The sequence below is a fragment of the Candidatus Poriferisodalis sp. genome (assembly GCF_965219595.1).
Lineage (GTDB): Bacteria > Actinomycetota > Acidimicrobiia > Acidimicrobiales > Poriferisodalaceae > Poriferisodalis.
In genome coordinates this window covers 2672784-2690887 of record NZ_OZ244781.1, presented here as the reverse complement: position 1 = coordinate 2690887, position 18104 = coordinate 2672784, and the positions used below count along the sequence as shown (strand labels likewise).

The following is an 18104-nucleotide window of genomic DNA, read 5'->3' as shown; positions in this document are numbered from 1 at the left end:
GGGCTGTGACTGGAAGGGCGACCGCCGTGCACCAACTCGACTCCCGCCAAGACGCTGAGCCGCAACGCAGCACCGCACGCTGGCGCGCGCTTGCGGCAGCGCTGGCCGCTGCGATGCTGGTCAGCGCCTGCGGCCTGCTGAGCGACGACGACACCGACGCGACCACAACCACCGCCGCTGACGACGCGATGATGTCGGACACCGACGATGAGCCCACCACGGTCGTGACGGCTGCACCCACAACGACTGCAGCGGGCGATGCCATGGCCGAAGACGAGGCCGGTCCCGACGTGACGCTGGAATCAAAGCTCTCGACCGCCGGTTTGGGGCCCGTGCAGATCGGGCACTCGCTCGAAGACGCCCGGACAGCCGCCGGCGCGCTGATGATCGCAGTCCCGGGCGGCTCGGACGCCTGCCGTTACTACACGGTTCAGAACGGTCCTGAAGGCGTCCGGTTCCTGGCCGTCAACGCCGAGATCGTGCGCGTCGACATCGAATCTGGTCCGATCACAACGATCTCGGGCTACGGCATCGGCTCCACCCGGAGCGAGATCATCGAGGCATTCGGCGACAGGATCGAGGACGGGCCCGGGCTCTCCGCAATCCAGTACGTGCCGGTCGACGACCCCGACATCGACAAGCGCGTGGTGTGGGAAGTGGACGAGGCGGGTGCGGTGATCTCACTGCGAGCCGGTCGGCTCCCCCACATCGAGCCCAGGGTGGCCTGCGCCGGCTAACCGGCTCAACTGCTGACGGCGTCACCCAGGTTCTTGACGACGTCGATCCATAGCTGTGTGGTGAGCGCCAGCGAGTCCACATCGACGCGCTCGTCGTTGCCGTGGAACCGCAGCATGAAGTCGCTGGAGTTGACCCGGTTGCTGAACAGCCCCGCCCCGTAGGCCACGGCGCCCTTCAGGCGGAAGAAGCGGGCGTCGGTCGCGCCCACGATCAGCTGCGGGATCACCGGCGCACCAGGATGAGCCTTCGTCATCAGCTCGCTGAGCAGCTGCCACATCGGCGTATTCGTCGGCGAGAAGCTCGCGGGATCGTCGTGGAGGTGCTCGATCTCCACCTCGTCGAACAGCTCGCCGAGCGCCGCCCGCAGGTGCTCGTTCACCTCGACGGGATCGCCGGGTGCAGTGCGGATGTCGACCTCGATCTCGACCTTGTCGGGGATGATGTTGGTCTTGTTGCCGCCGCCCACGACATTCGGGCTGAACGTGGTGTGGCTGCATGCATGCAGGTGGCGCGCCAGGCCGGGTGCATCGATGCCGGCCACAGCGTCGTAGACCCGGGCCGGGTCGAGCAGCGCCTCGCGTGTCTCGTCGTCGACCCTCAGCGTCGAGACATGGTGCTGCCACATCTCGGTGAGCTGCGGTGCCGGCCGGTACTCGGCGATGCGGCGCACGATCTCGGCCGCCTTGATGAGGGCGTTGTCGGTGCCGAACGGCATGGAGCCATGACCCGGTGTGCCGCGCACGGTGAGTCGCCGCCAGCCGATGCCCTTCTCGCCCGCCGCCAGCGTGATCTTGGTTCCTTGGGGCGTGTGGTTCGGCATGCCGCCGAACTCGGTCAGCACGTAGTCGCAGTCAATGGCGTCCCAGTTGTGCTCAGCCATCCATTTGGCGCCGTAGGTGCCGCCAGCCTCCTCGTCGGCAACGCCGAAGTAGATGACATCGCCCTTCGGTCGGTAGCCGGTGCGCACGATGTGACGGAACGCCACCGCCATCGACGAGGTGAGGTTGAGCATGTCGACCGCCCCGCGTCCCCAGACCTCGCCGTCCACCAGCTCGCCGCCGAACGGGTCTCTGCTCCAGCCGTCGGCATTCACCGGCACCACGTCGGTGTGGCCCATCAGGCACAGCTTGGGCGCCGACGGGTCGGTGCCCGAGATACGGGCCACCAGTGATCGGCGTCCCGGCTCCGACTCGAAGCTCTGCATGTCGACGCCGGGGCCTTCCAAGTACGACTCGAGCAGGTCGCTGTTGCGAACCTCCTCGCCCGATTCGACGGTCCCGTCGTTGACGCAGGCATTGCGGATCATCTGCTGCAGCAGCTCGATGGTTTCGTTGGTCAACGCCGGATCGGTGTAGTCGAGATCGCCCATATGGCGATGTTACGACTGCGCTCGCACCCCTGATGGCGAGCCGTCGATCGTGGTGACACAGGCACGGCCCAGTATTCGCTCGCGGCCTGTGCTCGACACCCCACCGCGCACGACACTTCCCGGCGAGGTCCCGCAGACGCAACTACCGTGGCGGACGATGAACACGCCCATCGATGCCGATCTTGCCGAATTCCGTGCCGAGGCGTCGCAGTTCCTGAGCGATGCGGTTCGTGACGGCACGGCGTGTCCCGCGTATGGCGCGATCCTGGTGCCTGCGCTGCATGATCAGGCCCGCCTCTGGCAGCGCTACTGCTACGACCACGGCTGGGCCGGGCTCCATTGGCCGACCGAATACGGCGGTCGCGGGCTCTCCCGGGCGCATACCGGCGTGTGGATGGAGGAGTGCGAACGGGCAGGCGTTGCCCCCTACCTCAACCTGCAGGGGATCGTGCTGGCGGGCGAGGCCATCATGCGCACCGGCACCGAACGCCAGCGTGAGCAGTTCCTGCGTCCAATCCTGACCGGCGAGGTGCTGTGGTGCCAGCTGTTCAGCGAACCCGGCAACGGCTCGGACTTGGGCGGGCTCACTTCGGCAGCGGTGCCCGACGGCAGCCACTACGTGCTGAACGGCCAGAAGGTGTGGTCGTCGAACGCCCAGTTCGCCGAGTACGGCATCTTGATGGCCCGCACCGAGCCCGATGCCCCCAAGCACCGCGGCATCAGCTTCTTCCTGCTGGACATGACGCTGCCCGGCATCGAAGTGCGTCCGATCAAGCAGATGACCGGCGACAGCGAATTCTGCGAAGTCTTCTTCGACGACGTCGCCATGCCCGCAGACGCACTGCTCGGCGAGCGCGGCGGCGGCTGGAGCGTCGCCATGGCGGTGCTGGAAGACGAGCGGGGCGGCGCCGGTTCCTCCGGGGTCATCAGCCTCCGCAAACGCCTCACCAGGATGATCGAGGCGGCAGGCGATGCAGGACCGCTGGGTCGGCAGTCGCTCGCTGAGCTGCACGCCCGGGGCAACGCTCTGGCGGCGCTGATGGAGTTGCACGGCGCCGATCCGCTCATGGCGCCAGTGGCCAAACTGGCCAACAGCGAACTCGGCTACGACGAGGTTGCCATCGGCGCCAGCCTGCGCGGCGCCGATGCCATGCTGGCGTCAGACGAGACCGAGGCGTTCCTGTACGCGCCGGGCATGCGCATCGCCGGGGGCACCAGCGAAATCCAGCGCAACATCATCGGCGAGCGGGTGCTCGGCCTGCCTCGCGAACCGTCGCCCTAAAGTTGGCGGGCCGGTCGCATCACGCTGCCGGAACACAGCCCTGCGCAGAGCACAGAGTGGCGAGGGAGCCAACATGGCGGTTGCAACCGAGGCTGAACGCGAGGAATGGCGGGCCGGCGGAGCGGTGAATCCCGATCGTGAGCAAGCGCATTTCGGTGCGGGCGTCCCACCCGCTGCCGATCTCGCCATCGATGAGATCAACCCGCTGAACCCTCATCTGTTTCGCGAGGATCGCTGGCACGACCACTTCGCACGCCTGCGTCGGGAGGATCCCGTCCACTTCAACGAGCTGGGTTCGGCCGGACGCTATTGGTCAGTCACGAAGTGGGCCGACGTCCGCGAGGTGGAGAGCGACGACGAGACGTTCTGCTCGGCTCACGGCATCACCATCGGACCGCCTGCCGACACTGAGTCGCTCCCGACGACACCGCTGAACTCGTTCATCACCATGGACGCGCCCGAGCACCGCCCCCAGCGCCGCACTGTCCAGCCGATGATGGCCCCGACCAATCTGCGAGACCTCGAGTCGCTCATCCGGGAGCGCGCGACGAAGGTGCTCGATTTCCTGCCGGAGGGCCAGACGTTCGACTGGGTCGACACCGTGTCGGTCGAGCTGACCACGCTGATGCTGGCAACCCTGTTCGACTTCCCGCTGGAAGACCGCCGGAAGCTCACCCGATGGTCCGACCTGGTCACCACCATTCCCGGTCCCGACGGGATCGTCGAGACCAGCGCCCAGCGGCGCGAGGAGTTCTCCGACTGCCTCCCGTACTTCGAGCGGCTCTGGGAGGAGCGGCGGACGAACCCGGGTCACGACATGATCTCGATGCTGGTGCACGGCGATGCCACCAGCCACCTTCCTGCCGCAGCACACCTCGGCAATCTGATCCTGCTGATCGTGGGCGGCAACGACACGACACGCAACACCATGTCGGGCAGCGTGTACGCGCTCAACAAATACCCCGATCAGTACGACAAGCTCATCGCGAACCCCGATCTCATCGCCACCTTCGTCCCGGAGATCATCCGCTGGCAGACACCGCTGTCGTACATGCGGCGGACTGCCACCGCCGATTGTGAGATCGGGGGCAAGCAGATCCTCAAGGACGATCAGGTGCTGATGTGGTACGTGTCGGCCAATCGAGACGAGGACGTCTTCGGCGACGATGCCGACGACCTCGATATCGAGCGTCACAACGCCGCCAGTCATCTCTCGTTCGGCTACGGCTTTCACTACTGCCTCGGCAGCCGGCTGGCCGAGCTGCAGCTGCGGGTGCTGTGGGAGGAGATCCTGCCGCGCTTCGAGCGCATCGAAGTGCAAGCCGAGCCCGAGCGCTCGCTCTCGTCGTTCATTCACGGCTACACCCACCTCCCCGTCCAAGTCACCCGGCGGTAGCCGCGACGATTGCTTCGCCTGAACCCAAGCCCTGAAGGAGTCCCCACATGACCGTCAAGTTCTGCTGGTTCAACCTGATGCCGTGGCCCGATCTGCCCGACGACTTCAAGACCGAGCACCGGTCGGTCTGGGTGGACATCGACGGCTCGCTGTTCGACCCCGAACGCGCCAACGGCGTCTACCACGAGTACATGGACCAGCTCGAGTTCGCCGACGAACTCGGCTTCGACGGCATCGGTGTCAACGAGCATCACCAGAACGGCTACGGCATCATGCCGAGCCCCAACATCATCGCCGCGGGCCTGGCCCGGCGGACCTCGCAGGCCGCGATCTGCGTGATCGGCAACTCGATCGCCCTGTACAACCCGCCGCACCGGGTGGCCGAGGAGTTCGCCATGCTCGACTGCCTGAGCGGCGGCCGGCTGGTGGCGGGCTTCCCGGTGGGCACGCCGATGGACACCAACTTCACCTACGGGCAGATCCCCGCGCTGACCCGTGAGAAGTACTACGAGGCCCACGACCTGATCATGGAGGCGTGGACCAACCCCGACGTGTTCGCCTTCGACGGCAAGTACACGCAGCTGCGCTACGTGAACTGCTGGCCCAAGCCGATCCAGCAGCCGCACCCGCCGATCTACATCCCCGGCGGCGGCTCGATCGAGACGTGGGATTTCTGCCTCGAGAACGATTACAACTACTCCTACCTCAGCTTCAACGGGTACCTCGCAGGCCAGACGCTGATGGACGGGTACTGGAACCGTGTCGGCGAGCTCGACAAGTCCATGACGCCGGGGCGTGCGGGGTTCGCGCAGATCATCTGCACGGCGGCCACCGACGCTGAGGCCGAGGAGCTCTACAGCGAGCACATGCTGTATTTCTTCAACCGCTGCCTGCATGTGTTCCCCGGCTTCGCCGACCCCCCGGGCTACCGGACGGTCAAGACCATCCAGGCCGGCAAGCTCGACCAGTTCCGCAAGGAGAACCAGGCGCTGTTCAAGCGGCTGACCTGGAAGGATCTGGTGGAAGGCGGCTACGTCATTGCGGGCTCGCCCGACACCGTGCGCGAGCGCATGGAGGACATGATCAAGCGGCTGCGGGTGGGCACGGTGTTCTGCCTGCTGCACATGGGCAACATGCCCGACTGGAAGACCCGCTATTCGAGCCAGCTCTTCGCCGAGAAGGTGATGCCGGGCCTGCGCGGCATCTGGGGCGACGAGTTCGCCGACGCCGAGGACTGGTGGTGCAAGCCGATGGATGACCGGGTGCGTCCCGAGGACACCATGGCCGACGCCCGCCGCTACCCCGAGGCGCCCAAGGGTCCGGTGGCATGAGCGCCACCGAGACGGCTCCTGCGCCGGCCTTCGAAGAGGTTGTCATCACGACTCGGCGGGGCGTGACGGCGCCAGTGCGCGTCTACGAGCCCGCGGGCGGCGCTTCGGCCGGCGCTGCGACGGTCATGGCGCTGCACGGCGCAGGCGGCTGGCTGGGCGATGAACCGGTGCTCGCAGGCCTGGCCGGTGCCGGGCTGCGCGTGGTGGCACCGGTGTGGCCCGCTTGGAGCGAGCACACCGACGAGGATCGCCTGTCCGACATGCAGGATTTCGCACTGCACGGCTGGGACGTTGCCACCGAGATGGGCCTGCTGCGGGACGACGGCACTGCCGAGCTTCATCTGATGGGCCACTCGATGGGCGGCATGATCGCTGCGGAGATGGCGGCGCTGGCACCCCAGTCGGTGGCTCGGATGGCCTTGCTGTGCCCGGCGGGGATGTGGCTGAGCGACCACCCGATTCCCGACATCTTCGCAATGCTCCCCTACCAGCTCGCCGAAGTGCTCTTCGCTGATCCCAACGTGGGCGAGGAAGTGCTGACCGGCGGTGCCGACTTCTCCGACAACGAAACGCTGACGCGGTTCATGGTGGCGCGGGCCCGCCAGCAGGGCATGGCCGGCAAGATCCTGTTCCCGATCCCCAACCGGCGCTTCTCCGAGCGGGCCTACCGGGTGACGGTGCCCACGCTGCTGGTGTGGGGCCGCCAAGACCGCTTGATCCCGCCCGCCTATGCCGACGCCTGGCAGGCGACCCTGCCCAACGCGACCGTCGAGCTGGTCGACAGCGCCGGCCACATGCTCCCCTACGAGCAGTCAGCAGCCGTCGTCGCTGCGGTTACGTCCCACTTGACGAGCTGAGGGGCGCTGCCAGGAAGGCAGCAGCTTCGGCGAGCGCCTGGTCGGCCTCGGGCAGATCGTGGTAGTGCCAGGTGTGCCACATGTGCTCCCAGAGGTCGAGCGTGACGTCGACGCCAGCGGCCGTAGCCCGGCGATGCAGCTCAACGGCTTGGGCCGCCAGGGGCTCATCGGCAGCTGCGTGGACGAGCACGGGGCACAATCCGCTGAGCTCCGCGCGTAGCGGCGACAGGCGAGGGTCGGCAGGGTCGGCGTCGCCCGTGTAGCAGTCGATGAGGCGGCGCTCGTCATCACCCGGGGACGGACGATCGGGCACAGAAACATGGTCCAGCACCGGGCTGAACAGCACTGCGGCGACGGGCGCCACGCCCTCAGCCATAGCCATCACCGCAGCGCTCAGCGCGAGCGCTCCACCGGATGAATCACCGGCGAGCGCCACAGGCGTACCCTCAGCGGCGAGCGCGAGACACACGGCCACAACGTCGTCCAGCGCTGCCGGGAATGGATGCTCGGGCGGTCGGCGATAGTCCACCGAGACCACACGCAAGGTCCGGGCCAAGCGGGCGGTGATCGGGATCGCCACCGCTGCGCTGCCCAGCACGTAGCCGCCTCCGTGCACATAGACCACGGTCGGCGATCCGGCGTCGGGTGGCGGACCAGCCACTAGACACCTCACGCCGCCAACCATCTCCTGCCGGTGAGGCACCGCAGGATCGTCGTCCTCGCCCCACAGTGCATTGGTCGCAGCCCTCCAGCGAGCGACCGCCGCCAAGTCCGTCAGGTCCGGAATCTGGATCGGCACCGACGGCCTGCGGCGGGCCCGGTATGCGGCAGCTTCGGGCGACAGCCGGTGCCGACGGAGGAATCGCGCGGCGGCTGGGCCTGTGCTCACGGTGACGTCGTCGCGGCCGGATCGAAGCAGCTGCGGTGCAGCAGCGGCGCCTGGCTAGATCTCGTGCTCATGGGTGGTGACCGAGGCCACCGATTGCGGGCTGTACGCCATCGGTATGAGCTCGCAGTCGAGCCAGGCCTGGCGCTGGTCAAGATCGTGGCCGCTGCCACGCACGCCCGACACGCCGTGGGGGACCACCCAGCCGGAGCTGTCCCAGTCTCCGAGGTCGAATGCGTAGCGGGCGACCGAGCCGTGGATGGCCCGCTCGCCCGTCTCGGGTGCGGTGCCGCCTTGGCGGACCGTGTCGCCGTCGCCGGCGCAGCCGTCGACCGGTGGATGCAGATCCCGCGCTGCAGCGAGCGCTGACGCGAGCGGGTGCGGCGAGGCCATGCGATGCACCGTCCCCCATGTCCACGCCTGCGGGTCGTCACCGAGCCGCTGGGTCAGCTCGGCGGCGGTCTCGTCAACACAGGCGCTGGCGGCCATGCGCCGGCCGATGGGGTTGTCGAGCCCCGGGACCACGTCGAGGTTGCGCTCGCAGAGCATGCGGGTGGCGGCGCCCGCCGCCATCCGGCTGGCTTCCGCGGCAGGTGGCCATCCCGCGGCGCCCAGCTGAGCGCCGGCGATGCCGAGACGTTCGATGATGGCCTCGATGAGCCGCCGCTTGACGACCGCGTAGATAGTCGCCGGGGCCGAATCGGCGGTCATGCGCTGATCCCAGTCGGCGAGCATGTCGAGCAGCGTGTGGGAGAGCTCGTGGCCGCACTCAACCGCGTACTCGGTGATCAGGCCCAACACGTTGGCGGCCACGAGCGAGGTCACGTCGCCGTGGACGGCGCTCATGTCGTCCACCGAGGCACCCGTCATCGGCGCCAGCAGCTCGCAGATGCGGTCGTGGCGGCTCGGGCCGGCGAAATCCAGCGAGATGTACGGGCCGCCGTCGGCGGTGCGGTTGTTGGCCGTCACCAGGTAGCCGCGTTCGGGGTCGGTCCATTCCGGCAGGTTCTCGAATGGAACCGGCTCGAGGCCGTCCCAGGCGAACTCATCGGTTCCCGGCACCGGTGTCCAGCGGCTCGCCGGCTGGCGCTCGACCACACGCCCCCGGATCTTGAACGCAATTGAGCCGGCCCGGTCGGCCGCCAGCAGATTGTTGACCGGCAACACCCACGGCCGCACCGCATCGACCAGTTCGGCCGTGGAGCTTGCGACCAGCATCGGCCACAGGGCATCCAGCGTCGTGTCGGGGCCGAACATGCCGGTCCACTGCATCGACAGCGCGACACCGTCGGCGGGATCGCCGAGCACCACTGGTCCCCTCGGCGTGGAGCCGCACAGCACCTCGACCGTGCCCTCGCCCCGGATGCCGAGCTGCTCGAATCGCCACGGCTCGCCCAGTGTCGAGCCAGGCTGGAAGCGCTCCACGAACACGTCGGTGTCGTCGCACATGCCGTGCGTGATCCCCCAGGCAACTTCGGCGTTGTGGCCGAAGTGGGGAAAGCCGGGCACGCCGGGAAAGCCCATGCCGATCGCATCGAACTCATCGCAGCGCAGGTGGCACTGGTGGTACACGTTCGGGAACTCGATGCCGCGGTGTGGGTCGCCAGCCAGCAGCGGCTTGCCGCTGGCAGTGCGCTGCCCGCTGAGCGCCCACGAGTTGGACGCTCCGTCGGAGTCCATCGCCGCTGCCAGCGCCGCCATGTCGGCCGCGCATGCATCGAGCACGCTCGCCGCGCCGGCCAGCAGATCGGGGCGAGGCCCCTCGCCCGGCACCATCGCGGCGTCACTCTCGGTGTCGCCGATCGTGGCCATCACAGCTTCGGGGCCAGCTTGAGCCATGATCCGCCCCCGCCACAGCTTGCGAGTGAGCGTGCCCATGAAGATGTGGCGCAGCTTGTAGACCGCCACGCAGTGCCACGGCTCCCAGGGCTCCGGCGGTGCCGGATGATGCTCGAATTCGGCCGGGAGCGCGTCCTCATGTGTGGCGAGCCATCGGTTCACGCCCCGTGCATAGGCCTCGCACATCGCCTGGGTGCGCCCATCCAGCGCCGCGTAGTCGGTCTGGGAAATCGCCGCGAGCCCGAGCCGGCGGAAGAAGGCGTCCTCACGCGCCCCGGCCATCCCGACGACCTCGGCCCAGCGCCCCAGCGCCCGGCGCCGGTCCCACTCCATCTGCCAGATGCGGTCCTCGGCCGCCACCCAGCCCTGCGCCGCGAACACAGCCTCGGCCGACGGCGCCTCGACATGGGCGATGCCCCACCGGTCACGCCGAACCGTCACGCCCAGCGCGCCGGTCTCCTGTCCACCCTCGGATCCATTGCCCTGCGCCATGGCGGCCACGCTAGAAGCCAGAACGCCATGCGTGGCAAGCGAAGCGTCCTGTCAGACGGCGGTAGCGAGAGCGGTTGCGAGGTCGGGGTGGCTGAACTCGAAGCCGTCCTCGTTGAGGGCGTCGGGCATCACCCGCGTCGAGTCGAGCAGCAGCGCCTGGCCCATCTCGCCGAGCGCTGCACGGATCGCGAACCGGGGCGCCAGCAGGAACGATGGGCGTTCTAGCGTTGCGCTCAGCGCATGCTGAAAGTCACGCTGGCGGACCGGGTTGGGGGCCGTCAGGTTGAATGCCCCGCTGGCGTCGCTGTCGATGAGATGACGGATAGCCCGCACCTCGTCTTCCAGGCTGATCCAGCTCCACCATTGGCGGCCGGATCCGAGCGGACCACCGGCTCCGAGCCGCGTGATCTTCGCCATCCGCTCAATGGCCTCGGCCCCGGACCCCACGACGAGACCGGTGCGGATGCGCACCAGCCGCACGCCGGCGTCGGGAATCGGCACCGCGGCGCGCTCCCAGCGCATGCACACCTCGGCCAGGAAACCGTCGCCTGGCAGCGACCGCTCGGTCAGCTCCTCGTCGCCCCGGTTGCCGTAGAAGCCGATCGCTGAACCGCAGACGAACACCGATGGCTTGGCATCGAGCTCGCGGATGACTCCGGCAAGCAGCCGGGTGGAGTCGACGCGGCTGGACATGATCGCCGCCTTGCGCGCAGCGGTCCACCGCCCGCCGATGCTCTCCCCCGCCAAGTGGACGATGGCATCGAGACCCTCGAGCGCAGATACGTCGATGGCCTCAGCAGCTACATCCCACGCAATGGTTCGGGTGCTTGCTGTGTCGGGATCCTCATTGCCAGCCGGAGCGTCGGGTCGCCGGGAGACGCCCAAGACCTCATGACCATCGGCGCGCAGGCTCGCCGCGAGCGCTCCGCCGATCAACCCTCGAATGCCGGTGATCGCAACTCGCATGCGGTCCATGGCTTCCATGATGTCGCGCCCGGACGTCCCCGCATGGACGCGGGGTTTGCAGCGCGACTGCTAGCGGCCCAGTGCTGGCTGCCCGGCCTATCGGCCGGCGAAGTTGCCGGGGCGGCGTTCGCTGACGGCCTTCATGCCCTCGCGGGCGTCTTCGGTACCCGACAGGCGCAGCTGTTCCGCTGCCTCGCGCTGGGTGATCTCGCGCACCTTGTCGCCGAGACCGAGCCGCAGCGTGGCCTTGATGGCCCGCACCGCCAGCGGCGCGTTGGTCGCGATCTCACGTGCGACCTCGATGGCGCGATCTCGCACCTGGTCGGCGGGCACGCACTCGTCAGCGAGCCCAAGCTCCACCGCCTCATCGCCCTTGTACCGCTTGGCGCCGAGCAGCACCTTCGCGGCGCGCTCGGGGCCCAGCAGCAGCGGCATCGTCACGCTCATGCCGAAGCCTTGGTGGATGCCCAACGAGGCGAAGTTGGCGCAGAAGCGAGCCTCGGGGCAAGTGATGCGGATGTCGGGCACCATCGCCAGGCCCAGGCCGCCGCCGATAGCAGGGCCGTGAATCGCCCCGACGATGGGCAGCGTCACATCGAAGAGCCGGCCCGACCCTTGGTAGAGCTGCAGCGTGGCGCTGCCGCCGACCTTCTCTTCGGCACCGCCGCCGACTCCTTCGCCACCCAGGTCGGCACCGGCACAGAATGAGCGCCCCTCGGCGGCTAGCACGGCGCAGCCGATGCTCATGTCCTCTTCCAACTCCACCATGGCGTCGGCAATGTCGTGCACCTGGCGGTAGCTCAGGAAGTTGTGCGGCGGGCGATCCATGATCACCAGCCCGACGCGCCCGTCCCGCTCGATCCTCAGTCGGTCTGCCATTGCACCGTCTCCGATCACCCGGTCTATTCGCCGGGTCTCTGCTCGCTCGGCGGCTCACGCTAGTGGTCGCCGAACTAGCGTGACCTCCCGAACACGGCAGCCAGAAACTCCGGGAACTCCACGGCTGCCGTGCACACGAGGCTGAGCCGAATGGCGAAGCCGTGGCCCGAGCGGCCCGTGAGCAAAGCTCACAAGAGCGGGAAACACAGGGGGACAGCCGTGACTCAAACCGCCGACGCAACTACCGAGACCGCAGCGCACGTGCGCACGGCATCCATCGACTGGGACGAGCTGCTGGCGCGCCTGCAGGCCGTGCTGCGCATCCGCACGACGCCCATCGGCATGAAGCTCTTCGAGACGGTCGAGGCGATGAACGAAGTGCCGCGGGTCCGCCGCCCCAAAGCCATCCACACCACCGACCAGATCGTGGGGATGGCGTGCCGGCTGAATTGGACCGTCGGCATCACCATGGACGACCTCGTGGGAGCCCAGTGCGGGGCGGTCATCGGCCTGCACCCACAAGACGACAAGTGGCTGTCGGGCGACCGCATGGCCGGGGTGTGGTACGAGACTCTCGAAGACGCCTCTGCACACCAGCACGCCATGGATTTCGTGCCCTACGGCACCTATGAGGCAATGGTGGTCTCGCCGCTGTCGTCGAAGCGGCTTGACCCGCCCGATGTCTGCATGATCTACGCCACTCCAGCGCAGATGATCATCTTCATCAACGGCCTGCAGTGGCGGGAGTACAAGAAGCTGGAATGGGGCTGTGTCGGCGAATCGGCCTGCGCCGATTCGTGGGGCCGAGCGCTGCGCACCGGCGAGCCCAGCGTGTCGCTGCCCTGCTTCGCCGAGCGGCGCTACGGCGGCGTGATGGAAGACGAGCTGCTGATTGCGCTCACGCCCGAGGATCTGGTTGTTGCGGTCGAGGGCATGGAGGCACTGGCACGGAACGGCCTGCGCTACCCGATCCCGCCCTATGGCATCCAGACCGACGCCCGCGCCGGCCTCGGTGCCAGCTACGACTGAGCACACAGGCGGACCAACCAGATAAGGCGCGGATCGAGCGCAGAACAAGCAACGCAGACCAAACACAGACAGGGGACAACGTGGCACTGCAACCGACCAAGGAAGGCTTCGACCTGGGCATCGTCACCAGCAACGGCGACGAGATGCTCGCGTTCTACCGCGACGTGCTGGGGCTGGAGTTCGAGGCGACGCTCAACATGGAGCAGGTGAGCATCGCCCAGATGCACCGCCTGTGGGCAGACAAGAGCCTGCTCAAGCTCGTGGTGCCTGTCGCTGACGTTCAGGCCGGCGCTACTGGCGGCATCACCGGCGCCACCGGGCTGCGCTACTTCACCTTCAACGTCGGCAACTTCGAGGAAGTCATGACTGCCTGCGAGGACGCCGGGGCCAACATCATCTGGCGACGGCTCGAAGCGCGGCCCGGCGTGGTGGTCGGCATGGTCGAAGACCCCGACGGCAACTGGGTGGAGTTCATCGACAACCCTGCCTGATCGCCTGAAGCCGGGCATCAACCGCCGAAAGGCGCTCCTCGAGCGCGGCAGAGCGTCTTAGGATCGCGAGCGCGACTGCATCGGGAGCGTTGAGCAGTGCCTGAACCTCGGCGCAAGACCATCAACCAACTGCTGGACGAAGCGCGTTCGGGCCTGGAGCGAGTCGCTCCCGCTGAGCTGGCAGAGCTGATGGCGGCGGCGGATTCCGCCGAGGGCGGACAGCTGCGTGTCATCGACATTCGGCCGCGAGATGACCGGGAGAGAACTGGTGTCATCGAGGGCTCCGAGCACATCGGGCAGCTGGTGCTCGAGTGGCGCCTCGACCCAGACTCGGGGGCGTCGGAGGGGACAGCCGCAGATTTCGGTGACCATCTGGTGATCCTCTGCAACCAGGGCTATAGCTCGAGCCTTGCCGCAGCCCAGCTGCAGCGGCTGGGCTTCGCACGGGCCACCGATCTGGACGGCGGCGTCGAAGGCTGGATCGAGCACGGACTGCCCGTGGTGCCGCCGCCGGAAACCGCCGACACCTAGCCAGTGGGCGGTGCCGGTCGCTCGCGCAGCCGGGTGATGACATCGGCCATGAAGTCGTCGTCCTGCGCTCCCGGAATCACGAGGCGACCGTCGAACAGCCAGCTCGGCGTGGCGCTGATGCCCCACTCGTTCGCCCGGGTCATCGACGCTCGCAGCGCCGGCAGCAGCTCGTCGTTGGCGACGACTCGACGCAGCACGTCGGGGTCGATGGCCACGTCTGCCGCCAGGCTGACCAGCACGTCAGGATCGGCGACGTCGAGCTCGTCTTCCCAGTAGGCCGCATAGAGCCGGTCGTGATAGCGCTCGGCGGCGTCGGGGTCGGCGTGCTCGACCGCCAGCGCAGCCTGGTGCGCCTTGGCGCTGTTGCGCAGGCGCTTCGGCACCACGAACGTGATGTCTTCGGCTTCGGCCATCTCGGCGATCCGCTCGAAGCTCATGCGCACTTCGACGCCCTCGGGCGGCACCTCGGGATGGATCTCGTACGCCAGCCAGGTGATGTCGAGATTGTGCCGTTCAGCCAGGCGGACCGCCCGGGCTCGTGCCAGATGGCACCACGGTCACAGGTAATCCGACCACACCAGCACGGACATCGCCTCAGCAGTCGTCATCGCCGCCACCCCCGTGTGCTCATCCTCGCACACCGGCCCCGGCGCCTCGGCGGGGGCCGCGGGCAGCCGGGTAGGTTGCCGCGCATGGACTTCACCATCCCCGGCGACATCGCCCAGCTGCTCGACGACCTGGACACGTTCATCGACGACGTCATCGAGCCCATCGAGAACGAGGACGACAACATCCGCTTCTTCGACCACCGGCGGGAGGATTCGCGCACCGATTGGGAGCGCGAAGGCTTGCCCAATGCGGAATGGGAAGCGCTGCTGGTTCGCATGCGCAAGGAAGCCGACAAGGCGGGCTTCCTGCGCTGGCACCTGCCGGAGCGCTTCGGCGGCAGCAACGGCTCCAACCTGGGGATGGCCATCATCCGCGAGCACCTGGCCCGCCGTGGCCTCGGACTGCACAACGACCTGCAGAACGAGAACTCGATCATCGGCAACTTCCCGACCGTGCTGATGATGGAGCGCTACGGCTCACCCGCCCAGCAGGAGTACTGGATCCCCAAGATGCTGGAAGGCCAGGCCCGCATCGGCTTCGGCCTGACCGAGCCGCTGCACGGCTCCGATGCCACCTGGATGGAGACCACCGCCGTGCGCGACGGCGACGAGTGGGTGATCAACGGCGAGAAGTACTGGAACACCGGGCTCCACCACGCCACCCACGACTACATCTTCGCCCGCACGTCGGGGAACCCCGGCGAGGGGCACGGCATCACCTGCTTCATCGTGCCCGTCGACACGCCGGGCTTCGCGGTCGAGAAGTTCATGTGGACCTTCAACATGCCCACCGACCATGCCCACGTGCGGCTGACCGACGTGCGGGTGAGCAACGACGACATCCTCGGCACCGAGGGCCGGGGCCTGCAGACAGCGCAGCTCTTCGTGCACGAGAACCGGATCCGCCAAGCAGCATCATCGGTCGGCGCCGGCCTGCACTGCATCGACGTGGCGGTCGACTATGTGAAGAACCGCACCACGTTCGGCAAGCCTCTGGCACAGAATCAGGCCATCCAGTTCCCGCTGGCGGAGCTGTACACCGAGGCCGAGATGGTGCGGGCGCTCATCTGGAAGACCGCCTGGGAAATGGACGAGGGCGTCGACCACATGGAGATCACTGACAAGGTGGCCATGTGCAACTACCGGGGCAATCGGTTCTGCTGCGACGCTGCCGACCGGGCCATGCAGAGCTGCGGCGGCAACGGCTACGGCCGCCACATGCCCTTCGAGCACATCTACCGGCACCACCGCCGGTACCGGATCACCGAGGGCTCAGAGGAGATCCAGATCCGCAAAGTGGCCGGCAAGCTGTTCGGCTTCGCCGGGCGGGCCAAGGGCTAGCACCGCGCCCAACGGGCGAAGAGCCAACACTGCGCCGGAAGGGCGAAGGGCTAGCGCCGCTCAGTCGTCGAGGCGGGCGGTGGCTTGGCCGGTGAGGACTGCTCGGTCGTCCTGGTTGGTGGTGGTGATGGTGAGATCGACCAGCTTCTGACCGTCCTCGTCACGGATGTCGGCAACCTCGGCCTTGGCGGTGAGCGTGTCACCTGGCCACACCTGGCTGGTGAACCGCACGCCGTAGTAGGTGAGGCGGCCGTCGCCGACGTAGTTGGTGACCATGCGGCCGGTCATGCCCATGGTGAGCATGCCGTGCGCGAACACCGTCGGGTAGCCGGCCACCTCGGTGACGAACTTCTCGTCGGTGTGGACCGGGTTGTAGTCGCCCGACGCTCCGGCGTACTGGACGATCTGGGTGCGGGTGAGGTCGTCGACGATCTGCTCGGAGTAGCTGTCGCCGACGTTGAGCTGCGATGCGCTGAGTGCCATGTCTGCGTTCCTTTCTGGGTGGTGAGTGCTGCGTTCGAAGTCCTGGCGACCCGCTAGTTGTCGATGACCTTCTCGGTGACGACGCCGACGCCCTTGGCCGTGATGACCAGCTCGTCGTCCTCGTCGCGGTACTCGGTGACGGCCTCGGAGAACTTGAGGATGCCCGCCCGCTTGGACTGCTTCTCCCAGCGCTCGCCGTCGTAGGTGACCGTGTGCAGCACGTCGCCGGGCTTCAGATGCCGGTGATAGGTGAAGTGCTGCTCAGCGTGCAGCCCGCCAGCCGCAGCGCCGGACTGCTTGTCGTCCTCACGCTCGTCGGCGATATCGTCGCCGTCTGCTTCGGAGAGGTCGCGCACCAGGGTGCCCGAGGCGGTGCGTCCGCTGCCGAACCACTTCTTGTCGGGCTTGGGGCGCAGGAAGTAGTCGGGGTCGAATTGCGCACTCGACTGCGCGAAGGTCGGCGGCGCAATGATCGAACCGACCTCGGTGCCAGCGGCGTACTCCGCGTCGCTGTAGATCGGGTTCGTGTCGCCGATCGACCTCGCGAACATCAGGATGTGCGAGGCCTCGACGGGAAATCGCTCGACTGTCATGTCCGGCTCCTTCTGCGGCAGGTTGCGTCACATTGCCGCCGGCACATGATGGCAGCCGCGCGCGGATCGCGCACGGCCAGCAAGGCGCGGAGCGCGCACAACCAGCACAGCAACAAGCGCGCACGACCGGCGCAGCGCGGAGCGCGCACAACCGGCGGGCTAGGCGAGCGCTGTGGCGAGTGCCGTCCGGATGGCGGCCGGGTCCTCGTTCATCATCATGTGGCCGGCTCCGGCGAGGTGCACCACATCGCAATCGGCGAAATCGGCGATCAGCGGTGCTGCGGCCCGCGGCGGGGTCATCTTGTCCTCGCTGCCCACGATCACCGTCACCGGACACTTGACTCGCGCAGCAACGTCGCCAGCCTCGTAGGCCGCGCAGGCGGACAGGTCGGCGTGGATCACACCGTTGTCGGCTCGTTCCAGCAGGGCCACGCTGCCGCCGAGCATCCACAGCCCGGGCGTCGGATTGGTGGCGACATGCGCCCGGTTGCCGTGTCCCCATGCGGTCATGAGCTCCGGTGCCAGCAGCTCGTTCTTCTCCGCAGCACCCAAGAGCGCCGGATGCACCGGCATTCCCGCTGCGGTGCCCATCAGCACCAAACGAGCAATGCGATCGTGATCGGCGGCTGCCGCTTCGGTGCATACCAACGACCCCATCGAATGGCCGACAAGACGTACGTGGGCGCAATCCAGCCGCTCCCCCACGGCGGTGATGGCATCGCCGAGCCAGCCGGCCATCTCGGCCACCGATCCCAGAGGCTCGCCTTCGCTGTTGCCGTGACCCGGCAGATCGATGGCGAGCGGGGTGTAGCCATGGTGTGCCAACCAGCGTGTCTGCAGCTGCCACACCGTGCGGTTCATGCCTGCGCCGTGCACAAGCAGCACCACCGGCGCCTCGGCCGCCGATGCCGCATCGGGTACCACTCCCCCTGCGGCCACACCCGCAGCGTGGCCCCGGACGTCAAGCGAAAACGTCTCGGTCGCTGTCATCGG

18 protein-coding genes are annotated in these 18104 nt (G+C 67.7%); 9 read left to right on the top strand and 9 right to left on the bottom strand.

The window, feature by feature from the left end; translation table 11 throughout:
• Positions 1–26 precede the first annotated feature (26 nt).
• Positions 27–737, top strand: a complete 711-nt coding sequence (locus tag ACOQPE_RS11950) for a hypothetical protein (RefSeq protein WP_420609129.1) — start codon at positions 27–29, stop codon at positions 735–737.
• A 5-nt stretch (positions 738–742) separates the two neighbouring features.
• Here ACOQPE_RS11950 and ACOQPE_RS11945 read toward each other — a convergent pair whose 3' ends face one another.
• On the bottom strand, positions 743–2107 hold the full coding sequence (locus tag ACOQPE_RS11945; RefSeq protein ID WP_420609128.1) for a M20/M25/M40 family metallo-hydrolase: 1365 nt from the start codon (positions 2105–2107) through the stop codon (positions 743–745).
• Positions 2108–2264: 157 nt separating this feature from the next.
• Between ACOQPE_RS11945 and ACOQPE_RS11940 the strand changes: the two genes are divergently transcribed.
• From ACOQPE_RS11940 to ACOQPE_RS11925, 4 genes are all read left to right on the top strand, one after another.
• Positions 2265–3389 carry an acyl-CoA dehydrogenase family protein gene (locus ACOQPE_RS11940; RefSeq protein WP_420609127.1) on the top strand — a complete coding sequence of 375 codons (1125 nt, stop codon included), beginning with the start codon at positions 2265–2267 and terminating at the stop codon, positions 3387–3389.
• A gap of 73 nt (positions 3390–3462) precedes the next feature.
• Positions 3463–4785, top strand: a complete 1323-nt coding sequence (locus tag ACOQPE_RS11935; protein ID WP_420609126.1) for a cytochrome P450 — start codon at positions 3463–3465, stop codon at positions 4783–4785.
• A gap of 47 nt (positions 4786–4832) precedes the next feature.
• Positions 4833–6116, top strand: a complete 1284-nt coding sequence (locus tag ACOQPE_RS11930; RefSeq protein WP_419915408.1) for an LLM class flavin-dependent oxidoreductase — start codon at positions 4833–4835, stop codon at positions 6114–6116.
• A complete protein-coding gene (locus ACOQPE_RS11925) occupies positions 6113–6973 on the top strand; it encodes an alpha/beta fold hydrolase (RefSeq protein ID WP_420609125.1) in 861 nt (286 codons plus the stop codon). The genes ACOQPE_RS11930 and ACOQPE_RS11925 overlap by 4 nt, the downstream gene beginning before the upstream one ends.
• Here the strand turns inward: ACOQPE_RS11925 and ACOQPE_RS11920 are convergent.
• From ACOQPE_RS11920 to ACOQPE_RS11905, 4 genes are all read right to left on the bottom strand, one after another.
• Positions 6951–7862 (bottom strand): alpha/beta hydrolase, encoded by a 912-nt coding sequence (locus tag ACOQPE_RS11920; protein WP_420609124.1) that lies wholly within the window; start codon positions 7860–7862, stop codon positions 6951–6953. The genes ACOQPE_RS11925 and ACOQPE_RS11920 overlap by 23 nt on opposite strands.
• Before the next feature lie 54 nt (positions 7863–7916).
• Positions 7917–10190 (bottom strand): penicillin acylase family protein, encoded by a 2274-nt coding sequence (locus tag ACOQPE_RS11915; RefSeq protein ID WP_420609123.1) that lies wholly within the window; start codon positions 10188–10190, stop codon positions 7917–7919.
• Positions 10191–10241: 51 nt separating this feature from the next.
• On the bottom strand, positions 10242–11165 hold the full coding sequence (locus ACOQPE_RS11910) for a TIGR01777 family oxidoreductase (protein ID WP_420609122.1): 924 nt from the start codon (positions 11163–11165) through the stop codon (positions 10242–10244).
• 87 nt (positions 11166–11252) lie between these two features.
• Entirely contained in the window at positions 11253–12035 is a 783-nt protein-coding gene (locus ACOQPE_RS11905) for an enoyl-CoA hydratase/isomerase family protein (protein WP_420609121.1), read from the bottom strand.
• A 261-nt stretch (positions 12036–12296) separates the two neighbouring features.
• Between ACOQPE_RS11905 and ACOQPE_RS11900 the strand changes: the two genes are divergently transcribed.
• The 3 genes from ACOQPE_RS11900 to ACOQPE_RS11890 all read left to right on the top strand — a co-directional run bounded on the left by ACOQPE_RS11900 (position 12297) and on the right by ACOQPE_RS11890 (position 14086).
• Positions 12297–13064: a DUF169 domain-containing protein gene (locus ACOQPE_RS11900; protein WP_419907707.1), complete on the top strand. Its 768-nt coding sequence runs from the start codon at positions 12297–12299 to the stop codon at positions 13062–13064.
• An 80-nt stretch (positions 13065–13144) separates the two neighbouring features.
• Entirely contained in the window at positions 13145–13555 is a 411-nt protein-coding gene (locus tag ACOQPE_RS11895) for a VOC family protein (RefSeq protein ID WP_420609120.1), read from the top strand.
• A 96-nt stretch (positions 13556–13651) separates the two neighbouring features.
• Positions 13652–14086, top strand: a complete 435-nt coding sequence (locus ACOQPE_RS11890) for a rhodanese-like domain-containing protein (RefSeq protein WP_420609119.1) — start codon at positions 13652–13654, stop codon at positions 14084–14086.
• Here the strand turns inward: ACOQPE_RS11890 and ACOQPE_RS11885 are convergent.
• A complete protein-coding gene (locus ACOQPE_RS11885) occupies positions 14083–14631 on the bottom strand; it encodes a DsbA family oxidoreductase (RefSeq protein WP_420611389.1) in 549 nt (182 codons plus the stop codon). The genes ACOQPE_RS11890 and ACOQPE_RS11885 overlap by 4 nt on opposite strands.
• Before the next feature lie 147 nt (positions 14632–14778).
• Between ACOQPE_RS11885 and ACOQPE_RS11880 the strand changes: the two genes are divergently transcribed.
• Complete coding sequence (locus ACOQPE_RS11880) at positions 14779–16035, top strand: acyl-CoA dehydrogenase family protein (RefSeq protein WP_420609118.1); 1257 nt, start codon at positions 14779–14781, stop codon at positions 16033–16035.
• Positions 16036–16095: 60 nt separating this feature from the next.
• Here the strand turns inward: ACOQPE_RS11880 and ACOQPE_RS11875 are convergent, their stop codons facing one another.
• The 3 genes from ACOQPE_RS11875 to ACOQPE_RS11865 form a co-directional block, all read right to left on the bottom strand.
• Positions 16096–16518 carry a MaoC/PaaZ C-terminal domain-containing protein gene (locus ACOQPE_RS11875; protein WP_420609117.1) on the bottom strand — a complete coding sequence of 141 codons (423 nt, stop codon included), beginning with the start codon at positions 16516–16518 and terminating at the stop codon, positions 16096–16098.
• A gap of 53 nt (positions 16519–16571) precedes the next feature.
• A complete protein-coding gene (locus ACOQPE_RS11870) occupies positions 16572–17111 on the bottom strand; it encodes an FAS1-like dehydratase domain-containing protein (protein ID WP_420609116.1) in 540 nt (179 codons plus the stop codon).
• Between the two features lie 159 nt (positions 17112–17270).
• Positions 17271–18101 (bottom strand): alpha/beta fold hydrolase, encoded by an 831-nt coding sequence (locus ACOQPE_RS11865; protein ID WP_420609115.1) that lies wholly within the window; start codon positions 18099–18101, stop codon positions 17271–17273.
• Positions 18102–18104 lie beyond the last annotated feature (3 nt).